Source organism: Pseudomonas sp. C32 (assembly GCF_030417915.1).
Classification (GTDB): Bacteria; Pseudomonadota; Gammaproteobacteria; order Pseudomonadales; family Pseudomonadaceae; genus Aquipseudomonas.
In genome coordinates this window covers 56798-68522 of record NZ_JAUHUK010000007.1, presented here as the reverse complement: position 1 = coordinate 68522, position 11725 = coordinate 56798, and the positions used below count along the sequence as shown (strand labels likewise).

The window sequence follows — 11725 nt, the reverse complement described above, 5'->3', positions numbered from 1 at the left end:
TGCATGAAAAGTTGGAAGGAACTACCTGACAGAAATGACAGTTCCGACGAATGGTCGACGCGGGTCGACTGTAGCCATCAACTGCGCGATGGACGCCAGGTCCGGCAGTGCAGCATGGCTGACATTGACGTTGTGCCGGACATTGCCCGCCATCGGCGGCAACTGCGCCTGCCGACCATCGAAGATAAACGCGTGACGGGCCTGTGGGTTGTCGACAAAGAAGTCGAACAGATTCAACCGGCCATTGGCCAAGGCTCCATTGACAACCACCAGATCGAAGGGCTCGGTGCTGTACTCCATCAAGCTCAGCAGCTCTTCGACGCCTTGCACCGGAGCCACCCGAAAATAACCCAGCTGGTTAAACAGCCGCTCGATCCTCATACGGTGAAAGTGCTGCGTATCGGCAATCAGGATACGTAACGATTTACTCGGCAACGTGGCCTCCATCGGTATGTCGGATTCATGAGGCCGCACAGGCTACGGAAGCAACAAGGATCAATCTGTAGGACTTTTCCCAAATGCATCCGGGTCAATCCGACGCTTGCCCCGGTCATATCAAGCCTCCATCTTCCTTCGCCCGTGGCTACACACTGTCTTTCGGCGCCTCCACTATTCGGTGGTACTTGGGCTCCAGAATGCCTGCACCACCAACATCGAAGTCGAAATCCGCGCCACCAGTGCATCGAGTTCATCACCATCGACCGAGGTCGTCGCCAGCGTCGCTTCGATTTCTATTTCGTCCGCGCCGAAGGCATGTACATCCACATCACTGGCCGGATAGTTGCTGCGCTCCAGTTCGGCTTCGAGCATTGCCAGCACGGCTTTCTGCTGGGAACGCCGGGCGATGACGTAAACGATGTTGGTGACCTCCGCCGAAATCACATCCAGGGGCTGACGGTTGATGTTGTTGACGATAGGCCGCAGTAAGGTGTTAGCCGCGAGCACGAAGAGCGTACCCAGCACGGCCTCGCCCAACAGGTCGGCTCCCGCGCAGGCCCCCACCGCCGCCGACGTCCAAAGGGTGGCGGCCGTGTTGAGCCCGCGCACGTTGCCCTCTTCACGCATGATCACCCCGGCACCCAGAAAACCGATGCCGGAGACCACGTACGCGACGACCCGAACTGCGCCTTCGGCCCCGGCGAGACGATTGGCCATGTCGACGAAAATCGCCGCGCCGACCGCCACCAACACGTTGGTGCGCAGGCCCGCAGTGCGTTGCCGGTACTGGCGTTCGAAGCCGATCAGCCCACCGAGGATGAAGGCTGCGCTGAGGCTGACCAGGGTGTCGAGCAGCGAGGTCAGGTTGATGTTGTTGATGGCTTGCATGATGAAGCTCCTTGAAAAAAACACGATCCCCTTGTGGCGAGGGGGCTTGCCCCCGTACGACTGCGCAGCAGTCGCAAAGCCTGCCTACTTGATCTATCTGATCGTTCGCGTCGCTTTGTTTTGGGGCTGCTTCGCAGCCCAACGGGGGCAAGCCCCCTCGCCACAATGCTCGCGGTGTTACTGCCAGCCAAACCGGCGAATGTAGAACCCCTTCACCGCCTGGGTCAGCGCCATGTACGCCAGCAGGATCACCGGCAGAAACACGAAGTACAGCGACGGCAACGCCTGCAATTTGAAGTAATGGGCCAGCGGTCCCATCGGCAGGAAAATCCCCACAGCCATGATCAATCCGGTCATCACCAGCAATGGCATGGCGGCGCGGCTTTGCAGGAACGGGATTTTCGGCGTGCGGATCATGTGCACGATCAGCGTCTGGGTCAGCAGCCCGACCACGAACCAGCCGGACTGGAACAGGGTCTGGTGATCCGGGGTGTTGGCATCAAACACGTACCACATCAAGGCGAACGTGGTGATGTCGAAGATTGAACTGATCGGCCCGAAAAACAGCATGAAACGCCCGACATCGCCCGGCTGCCAGCGTTGTGGTTGCTTGAGCATTTCCTCATCGACGTTATCGAACGGGATGGCGATCTGCGAAATGTCGTAGAGCAGGTTCTGCACCAGCAGGTGCATCGGCAACATCGGCAGGAACGGGATGAACGCACTGGCCACCAGCACCGAGAACACGTTGCCGAAGTTCGAACTGGCGGTCATCTTGATGTACTTGAGCATGTTGGCGAAGGTCCGGCGCCCTTCCAGCACGCCCTCCTCCAGCACCATCAGGCTCTTTTCCAACAGGATGATGTCGGCCGCTTCCTTGGCGATGTCCACGGCGCTGTCCACCGAAATACCGATGTCGGCGGTGCGCAGGGCCGGGGCATCGTTGATGCCGTCACCCATGAAACCGACCACATGGCCGTTGCCCTTGAGCAGGCGGACGATGCGTTCCTTGTGGGACGGCGTCAGTTTGGCGAAGACGTTGGTGGTCTCCACCGCTTGCGCCAACTCGGCATCGCTCATGCGCTCGACGTCGTTGCCCATCAGCAGGCCTTGCTGTTCCAGGCCGACTTCGCGGCAGATCTTCGCCGTCACTAGTTCGTTGTCGCCGGTCAGCACTTTCACCGCCACGCCATGGGCGGCCAGGGCCTTGAGGGCGGGCGCGGTGCTTTCTTTCGGCGGATCGAGAAACGCCACGTATCCAATCAGCGTCAGTGCCTGTTCATCGGCCAGGCTGTAGGTGTCGCGCCCTTCGACCATTGGCCGCGCCGCAACCGCCACCACCCGCAGACCTTCAGCATTGAACGCGGCCGTGACCTGACGGATGCGCGCCAGCAGTTCTTCGGTCAAGGCTTCATCGTCTTCGCCGTGACGCACCCGCGAGCAGACCGCCAGCACCTCTTCCACCGCGCCCTTGCAGATCAGCAGGTGCGGTTGATCACGCTCGGCGACCACCACCGACATGCGCCGGCGGGTGAAATCGAACGGGATTTCGTCGACCTTGCGAAACGCCGTGCCGACTTTCAGTTCACGGTGGATCTCGACGTGTTCGAGCACCGCCACATCCAGCAGGTTTTTCAGCCCAGTCTGGTAGTAGCTGTTGAGGTAAGCCATTTCCAGCACGTCATCGGAGTCGTTGCCCCAGACGTCGACGTTGCGCGCCAGGAAGATTTTGTCCTGGGTCAGGGTGCCGGTCTTGTCGGTGCACAGCACGTCCATGGCGCCGAAGTTCTGGATGGCGTCGAGGCGCTTGACGATGACTTTTTTGCGCGACAGGAACACCGCACCCTTGGCCAGGGTCGAGGTGACGATCATCGGCAGCATTTCCGGGGTCAGGCCCACGGCGATCGACAGCGCGAACAGCAGCGCTTCGGTCCAGTCGCCCTTGGTGAAACCGTTGATGAACAACACCAGCGGCGCCATCACGAACATGAAGCGGATCAATAGCCAGCTGACTTTGTTGACTCCGGTCTGGAACGACGTCGGCGCCCGGTCGGTGGCGCCGACGCGCTGGGCCAGGGCGCCGAAATAGGTGCTGTTGCCGGTGGTGAGAATCACCGCCATGGCCGTGCCGGAGACCACGTTGGTGCCCATGAACAGGATGTTGTCCAGGTCCAGGGGGTTGAGCGTATCGCGGTCCTGCTGGCGGGGAAATTTTTCCACCGGCATCGATTCGCCGGTCATGGCCGCCTGGCTGACGAACAGGTCCTTGGCGCTGAGCACCCGGCAATCGGCGGGAATCATGTCACCGGCCGACAGCACGATCAGGTCACCCGGCACCAGTTGTCTGATCGGCAGTTCGATACGCTGCGCGCCACGGTCTTCAAGGTCGCGGCGCATCACCGTGGCGGTGTTGCTGACCATCGCCTTGAGGGCATCGGCGGCTTGGTTGGATTTGGTTTCCTGCCAGAAACGCAACAGGGTCGATAGCACCACCATGGAGAAAATCACGACGGCGGCTTTCATGTCTTCGGTCAGCCAGGAGATGACCGCCAGCAATGTGAGCAGCAAGTTGAACGGATTTTTGTAGCAGTGCCACAGGTGCGTCCACCACGGCAGCGGCTGTTCGTGCTCGACTTCGTTGAGGCCGAATTGCTCGCGCAGGGCATCGGCTTCGAATTCGCTCAAGCCGTCGGTGTGACTGCCCAGGGTATTGAGCAATTGACCGGTGTCGCTGCCGGCAGCGGCCACCAGGGTTTGCGCCAGGGTGGGCGGGACTTCACGGCTGACCGTGGTGTCGGTGAAGGTTTCCAGCAACGCCAGACGGCGGAAGTGCCGGGCGATGTGGCGGTTACGCAGGAAGCCTGCGAAGAGTTCCTTGAGGGTAAGTTTCATGGCTGGTGCCCCTTTGGTCAGCCGGGAAACCGTCGAGCAGGCAGGTCCACGCCGCTGTCGCCGGAACAACCGGCAAAGCAAGGCCTGGCGCGCCGGTCACGAATGACAGGCGTGTCGATAGAGCGGCGGCCACGACAAAAAGTCGAAACCACGCACTGTTCAGCGTCGATGAGAGGGACGTCGGGACATGGCCGGGACTGGCCATGATCGGGATGCCGCTGCTCGCTTGTCGGCGAGACAACGGCACAAGAGACTGCGCGTTATCTTGCCGAGAAAATGCCGGTTACCGAGACCGGCCGACAACTGTCACTCGAACAAGTACCCACTGTGGGTCTCCGTAATGGATGAAAACGCGCGAAGCTTACGCCCCGATGTTTGCAGCGTAAACCCGTTAACAGATCGGGTTGGGGGAATCGCGGGATTCTTCAGGAAGGGTTCAGGATTCGACATTTTTGCCGTTGTTGAGGGCCCTATCGCCGGCAAGCCGGCTCCTACAGGGATATGCATTGCGACGTAAACCTACTGTAGGAGCCGGCTTGCTGGCGATAGGGCCTCGTGGCCGCTACACATTTCAGCTGGCTGTGGCCAACAACAAATCCACCACTGAGCGGCTATGCCCGCGATGCTTGCCGTGCTCATACAACGAACCGGCGATCTCGTCGGCGCGGATCGGCAGGATCGACAACAAGGTGTCGCTCAGCCCGTGACTGGCCTGGCAGAAACCCTGCATGTAGAGCCCGGCCTTGCAGCGCTCGTCCGTGATCAGCTTGTAGTTGCGATCAACCTCGAAATCACCCAGATAGGCTTCCAGAGGCGCCAGCAGTTTGCGGTGCATCTGCCGCTCGTAACCGGTGGCCAACACCACCGCGTCGTAATGCCGGACCGTGACTTCACCCGTGGCATTGTTGCGCAACACCAATTCGATACCCCGTTCATTGGCCGTGGCTTTCTCGATCGTGGTCAAGGTGTGGAACGCATGGCGGGCGATGCCCGAGACTTTCTGCCGGTAGAAGATGCCGTAGATGCGCTCGATCAGGTCAATGTCCACCACCGAATAGTTGGTGTTGTGGTACTCATTCACCAGCCGCTCGCGTTCGCTGTCCGGTTGCTGGAACACCAGGTCGGTGAACTCCGGCGAAAACACTTCGTTGACGAAGGGGCTGTCGTCGGCCGGTTTCAGTGCCGAGCCGCGCAGGATCATGTCCACCTGCACCGACGGGAAGCTGTCGTTCAAATCGATGAAGGCTTCCGCCGCGCTCTGCCCGCCACCGATGATTGCAATGCTCATCGGCCGGTTGTCCACGCACGGTTGCTTGGCCATTTGCGCCAGGTACTGGGAGTGATGGAACACCCGGCCGTCATCCTTGAGCCCTTTGAACACCTCGGGAATGCGTGGCGTGCCACCGGCGCTGACCACCACCGAACGGGTGGTGCGCACATGTTGATGACCTAGGGCATCGCGGGAAATCACCCGCAGCGCCTCGACCTGCTGGTTGTGCAGCACCGGCTCGATGGTCAGCACTTCTTCGCCGTAACGGCTTTGCGCGGTGAACTGCCCGGCGACCCAGCGCAGGTAGTCGTTGTACTCCATGCGGCACGGATAGAAGGTGCCCAGGTTGATGAAGTCCACCAGGCGCCCGTGAGCCTTGAGGTAATTGACGAAGGAGTAAGGGCTGGTCGGGTTGCGCAAGGTCACGAGGTCCTTGAGGAAGGAAATCTGCAACTCGCTCTGGGCCACCAACGTGTTGCCGTGCCAGCGGTAATCAGCCTGCTTGTCGAGAAACAGCACATCCAGTTCGCCCTGCCTTGCCCCGCGCTCTTGCAGCGCGATGGCCAGTGCCAGGTTCGAAGGGCCGAAACCGACGCCGATCAGGTCGTGAACGATGGGCGATGCAATTGCCTGTGTCATTTCCAGTGTCCTCTGGATAAACCCCTCAACAATGGGGCATTGAACCTAAGTGACCTGACCGGCCAAGGGCAGCACAACAGGTCGTCTGTTGAGTAGGAACGAGGACACTGAAACAAAATTTAACGTGTTGGTGAATCCGTCAGCTCAATGGCCATCCCACTGTCGCATTCGTGTACGGCAATGCTTCATGGCGTTAACAATGTGCTTTTCGACCAGCGCACGGGAAATGCCAAGCTGTTCGGCAATCTCCGGATGGGACAGGCCTTCGATCTTGCGCAGCAGGAAACTTTCGCGGCACAACCGTGGTAATTCGGCCAAGGCACGCTGGAGCATTTCCAGGCGCTGGCCGTGATCGAGGGCAGTATGCGGTGACGGCGTGAAGTAGCGTTCTTCGGTATCGAGCACGTCCAGCGGCTCGATCTGACGCAAGGCATTGCGCCGATGATCGTCGATGACCAGGTTGAGTGCGGTGCGATACAGGAATGCCCGCGGTTGCTCGATCGGCGCGTCGCTGGTGCGCTCCAGCACCCGCAGATAGGCGTCATGCACCACATCTTCGGCGACCTGGCGGTTGCCGAGCCTGGCGTTCAGGAAACACACCAGCTCCCGATAGTAGTTTTCCAACATGACTCCCGTCCGCACGGGTGCGGTTTCTGTCCTTGAGCCCTGTGTACGACCGTTGCATTGAACGGTGGCACGATAGTGGCAATTCGAAGAGTGTAATTTATAGTAATTCTCATATAGATTTAAAGTACTGCGTCAAATCGTGCGGTAAATAGTTGTATTCCCTGCTCGCTCCCACAGGCAATTGTGTCGCCGGCTAAATTGGCCGGTGCTTTGATCGTTTACAAGGACAGCTCCCCGTCTCCGCCCGGTCTCCCCGCGGCTGAACGACGGACCTACTTCCCAAGGCCGGAACCCTGCATGAAACGCCCTCGACAGACCCGACGCGCCCTGTTTGCCGCACTTTTTCTGATTCCCGCCATTGCCGTCGCCGCCTGGCAGTTCATTCCGCCGGGCCGAGACCAGTTCGCCACCGTGCAGGTCAGCCGCGCCGACATTGAAAGCAGTGTCACCGCGCTGGGCACTCTGCAACCGCGTCGTTATGTCGATGTCGGCGCCCAGGCGTCCGGGCAGATCCACAAGATCCACGTGGAAGTCGGTGACGTGGTCAAGGAAGGTCAATTGCTGGTGGAAATCGATCCGTCTACGCAACAGGCCAAACTCGACGCGGGGCGTTTCTCCGTCGAAAACCTCAAGGCACAGTTGCAGGAACAACGGGCACAACACGATCTCGCCCGGCAGAAATTCCAGCGCCAGCAGAACCTCGCCGCTGGCGGCGCCACCCGTGAAGAAGACGTGCAGACCGCCCAGGCCGAACTGCGCGCCACGCAAGCACGGGTCGACATGTTCCAGGCGCAGATCCGCCAGGCCGAAGCCAGCCTGCGCAGCGATCAGGCCGAACTCGGCTACACGCGGATTTACGCACCGATGGCCGGCACCGTGGTGGCGCTGGACGCCCGGGAAGGCCAGACCCTCAACGCCCAGCAACAGACACCACTGATTCTGCGCATCGCCAAACTGTCGCCGATGACGGTGTGGGCCGAGGTGTCGGAGGCCGACATCGGCCACGTCAAACCCGGCATGCACGCCTGGTTCACCACCCTCAGCGGCGGCACCCGGCGCTGGACCAGCACCGTGCGGCAAATCCTGCCGGTACCGCCCAAGCCGCTGGACCAGACCAGCCAGGGCGGCGGCAGCCCGGCCAGCACCAGCAAAAGCGGGAGCGCCCGTGTGGTGCTTTACACCGTGTTACTGGACGTCGACAACGCCGACAACGCGCTGATGGCGGAAATGACCACCCAGGTCTTTTTTGTCGCTGATCAGGCAAAAAACGTACTCACCGCGCCTGTCGCCGCCCTGCAAACCGGCACCCAGGCCAACCTGCAAACCGCCCAGGTCGTGGCCAAGAACGGCAGCATCGAGCAGCGCGATGTGCGCACCGGCATCAGCGATCGCTTGCGCGTGCAGATCCTCGACGGCTTGCAGGAAGGCGATCACCTGTTGATCGGCCCTGTCGATGGGAGTGGCGGCTGAATGCAGACGCCCCTGATCGAGCTTTCGGACATCCGCAAAGTCTACGGTGGCGGCGACGCGCCTGAAGTTCACGTGTTGCGCGGCATCGACCTGTCGATCCATGCCGGTGAATTCGTGGCCATCGTCGGCGCGTCCGGTTCCGGCAAGTCGACGCTGATGAACATCCTCGGCTGCCTCGACCGCCCGACCTCGGGCGAATACCGTTTTGCCGGAGAAAACGTTGCCGCCCTCGACAGTGATGAACTGGCCTGGCTGCGTCGCGAAGCCTTCGGGTTCGTGTTCCAGGGCTACCACCTGATCCCGTCCGGTTCGGCCCAGGAAAATGTCGAGATGCCGGCGATCTACGCAGGCTTGCCGGCCGCCGAACGCCATGCCCGCGCCGCTGCCCTGCTCGACCGTCTCGGGCTGGCCTCGCGCACCGGCAACCGTCCGCATCAGTTATCCGGCGGGCAACAACAGCGTGTGTCGATTGCCCGTGCGTTGATGAACGGCGGCCACATCATCCTCGCCGACGAACCCACTGGCGCCCTCGACAGTCACAGCGGCGCCGAGGTCATGGCGCTGCTCGATGAACTCGCCAGCCAGGGCCATGTGGTCATCCTCATCACCCACGACCGCGAAGTCGCGGCCCGGGCCAAGCGCATTATCGAAATTCGCGACGGCGAGATCATCAGCGACAGCGCCCGGGATAATCCCGCCGCGCAACACTCGGCCAACCCCGGCGCCCTGCAAGCCGTGGATTTACGCAAGCGTCTGAGCGAAGGCGCCGAAGCCACCGGTGCCTGGAAAGGCGAACTGGTGGATGCGGTGCAAGCGGCGTGGCGGGTGATGTGGATCAACAAGTTCCGCACCGCGCTGACGCTGCTCGGCATCATCATCGGCGTGGCCTCGGTGGTGGTGATGCTCGCCGTCGGCGAAGGCAGCAAGCGCCAGGTGATGGCACAGATGGGCGCGTTTGGCTCCAACATCATTTACCTCAGCGGCTCGGCGCCCAATCCGCGCACACCACCGGGGATTGTCACCCTCGACGACGTCGCGGCCATCGCCAGCCTGCCGCAGGTGATGCGAATCATGCCGGTCAACGGCCAGGAAGCCGGGGTGCGTTTCGGCAACCTCGATCACTTGAGCTACGTCGGCGGCAACGACACCAACTTCCCGGCGATCTTCAACTGGCCTGTGGTGGAAGGCAGCTACTTCACCCATGCCGATGAACAGAACGCCGCCGCCGTCGCAGTGATCGGCCACAAGGTGCGCACCAAGTTGCTCAAGGACGTGGCCAACCCAATTGGCCAATACATCCTGATCGAAAACGTGCCATTCCAGGTGGTCGGCGTGCTCGCGGAAAAAGGCGCCAGCTCCGGCGACTCCGACAGCGACGACCGCATCGCCATCCCCTACTCCGCTGCGAGCGTGCGACTGTTCGGCACGCACAATCCCGAATACATCGCCATCGCCGCCGCCGATGCGCGCAAGGTCAAGGAGGCGGAACAGGCCATCGAACAGCTGATGCTGCGCCTGCACAACGGCAAGAAGGATTTCGAACTGACCAACAATGCGGCAATGATCCAGGCCGAAGCGCGTACGCAAAACACCCTGTCGCTGATGCTCGGTTCGATTGCCGCGATTTCGTTGCTGGTGGGCGGCATCGGCGTGATGAACATCATGCTCATGACCGTGCGCGAGCGCACCCGCGAGATCGGTATCCGCATGGCCACCGGCGCCCGGCAGCGGGACATCCTGCGCCAGTTCCTCACCGAAGCGGTGATGCTCTCGGTGGTCGGCGGACTCACCGGGATCGCCCTGGCGCTGATCGTCGGCGGCGCGCTGATTCTCAGTGAAGTCGCCGTCGCGTTTTCCTTGATAGCGGTGTTGGGCGCCTTCGGCTGCGCCCTGGTCACCGGTGTTGTCTTCGGCTTCATGCCGGCCCGCAAAGCTGCCCGACTCGACCCGGTCACGGCCCTTACCAGTGAATGATCTTTCCATGAAGCCGCTCTCGATCAAGCCGTCCCTCAGCCTGTTGACCGCGTGCCTGTTGCTCAGCGCCTGTGGCAGCCCAGCCCAACGCCCGGACAGCGGCATCCAGCCGCCCGCCGCCTGGCAATCGCCACACACGGCGGTTGCCGCTTACGACAACCAGCAATGGTGGAACCGCTTCGGCAGCCCGCAACTGGGACGCCTGATCGAACAGGCACGGCTTGGCAGTTACGACCTCGCCGCCGCTACCGCCCGGGTGCGCCAGGCGCGGGCCGACACGGTGATTGCCGGTGGCTCGCAACTGCCCGAGGTCAAGGCGGCGGTGAATGCCAATCGCGAGAAACTGCTGCGCGGCGATGGCTACAGCCAACTCGATGCCGATGACAGCAACAAGGCCGTGGATTACTTCGACGCCAGCCTCACGGCCAGTTATGAAATCGACTTTTGGGGCGGCCAGCGCGCCTCCCGGGACAGTGCGCAATTAGGCCTCAAAGCCAGCGAGTTCGATCAGGCAACGGTCGAATTGACGTTGCTCAGCGGTGTCGCCAACGGCTACGCGCAAGCCCTGTCGCTACAGGAACAAAGCCGCATCGCCGAGCTGAACCTGGCCAACGCCCAAAGCGTGTTGAAGCTGGTGCAGACCCGCTTCGACTCCGGCTCCGCCACAGCGCTGGAACTGGCGCAGCAAAAAAGCCTGGTGGCCGCGCAGCAACGGCAATTGCCGCTGGCGCAGCAACAGGCGCAGGACGCGCGAATCAGCCTCGCCCTGCTCCTTGGGCGCCCGGTTCAGGCGTTGTCATTGGGTCAGGAACACTTTGATCAACTGACCTGGCCGGCCATCAATGCGGGCGTGCCCAGCCAGTTGCTCAGCCGTCGTCCCGACATCGCCCGGGCCGAAGCGCAACTGGCTGCCGCACAAGCCGATGTCAGCATCGCCCGCGCCGCGATGCTGCCGACCGTGACCCTGAGCGCCGAAATCGGCTCCGGCTCCGACAGTGCCAGCGACATTCTGCGCAGTCCGTTCTACAACCTGTCTGCCGGATTGCTCGCGCCGATTTTCAACAACGGCCGCCTCGGCGCCCAGCGCGACAAGGCCACGGCCCGGCAGGAGGAACTGCTGGAGGTTTACCGTGGCGCGATCATCAACGGCTTCGCCGACGTCGAGAAAGCCCTCAACAGCATTCGCGGGCTCGACGAGCAGCGTCAGTGGCAGAGTGAAGAACTGAGCCAGGCGCAGACAGCGTTCAACATTGCGCAGAGTCGTTATCAGGCCGGCGCCGAGGATTTGCTGATCGTGCTGGAGACGCAACGCACGTTGTATGCAGCGCAGGATTTGAATGTGCAACTGCGGCTGTCGCGGATGCAGGCGAGCATTGCGTTGTACAAGGCGTTAGGTGGCGGGTGGCAGACTCTATAGCTTTATTGCCTGACAGGACGCCATCGCGGGCAAGCCCGCTCCTACAAAGTTTTGTGGTTGCCGCCTGGTTCGGGCACGACACAAAACCTGTAGGAGCTGGCTTGTCAGCG

At 61.6% G+C, this 11725-nt stretch carries 8 protein-coding genes; 3 read left to right on the top strand and 5 right to left on the bottom strand.

All coding sequences use genetic code 11. The features are described 5' to 3' along the window. Positions 1-21: 21 nt before the first annotated feature. The 5 genes from QYH43_RS10050 to QYH43_RS10030 all read right to left on the bottom strand — a co-directional run bounded on the left by QYH43_RS10050 (position 22) and on the right by QYH43_RS10030 (position 6754). On the bottom strand, positions 22-435 hold the full coding sequence (locus QYH43_RS10050) for a response regulator (RefSeq protein ID WP_301156982.1): 414 nt from the start codon (positions 433-435) through the stop codon (positions 22-24). A 174-nt stretch (positions 436-609) separates the two neighbouring features. Further along, positions 610-1326 (bottom strand): MgtC/SapB family protein, encoded by a 717-nt coding sequence (locus QYH43_RS10045; RefSeq protein WP_301156981.1) that lies wholly within the window; start codon positions 1324-1326, stop codon positions 610-612. Between the two features lie 177 nt (positions 1327-1503). Continuing rightward, positions 1504-4218, bottom strand: coding sequence for a magnesium-translocating P-type ATPase (gene mgtA, locus QYH43_RS10040; RefSeq protein WP_301156980.1), 2715 nt, complete (start codon positions 4216-4218; stop codon positions 1504-1506). A gap of 571 nt (positions 4219-4789) precedes the next feature. Next, positions 4790-6127, bottom strand: a complete 1338-nt coding sequence (locus tag QYH43_RS10035) for a lysine N(6)-hydroxylase/L-ornithine N(5)-oxygenase family protein (RefSeq protein WP_301156979.1) — start codon at positions 6125-6127, stop codon at positions 4790-4792. A 144-nt stretch (positions 6128-6271) separates the two neighbouring features. Next, a complete protein-coding gene (locus tag QYH43_RS10030) occupies positions 6272-6754 on the bottom strand; it encodes a sigma-70 family RNA polymerase sigma factor (protein ID WP_095059084.1) in 483 nt (160 codons plus the stop codon). A gap of 297 nt (positions 6755-7051) precedes the next feature. Between QYH43_RS10030 and QYH43_RS10025 the strand changes: the two genes are divergently transcribed. The 3 genes from QYH43_RS10025 to QYH43_RS10015 are packed head-to-tail and all read left to right on the top strand — an operon-like array spanning position 7052 to position 11615. Continuing rightward, positions 7052-8224 carry an efflux RND transporter periplasmic adaptor subunit gene (locus QYH43_RS10025; protein ID WP_301156978.1) on the top strand — a complete coding sequence of 391 codons (1173 nt, stop codon included), beginning with the start codon at positions 7052-7054 and terminating at the stop codon, positions 8222-8224. Continuing rightward, positions 8225-10198, top strand: a complete 1974-nt coding sequence (locus tag QYH43_RS10020) for a MacB family efflux pump subunit (protein WP_301156977.1) — start codon at positions 8225-8227, stop codon at positions 10196-10198. 22 nt (positions 10199-10220) lie between these two features. Next, entirely contained in the window at positions 10221-11615 is a 1395-nt protein-coding gene (locus QYH43_RS10015; protein WP_301157033.1) for an efflux transporter outer membrane subunit, read from the top strand. Positions 11616-11725: the final 110 nt, after the last annotated feature.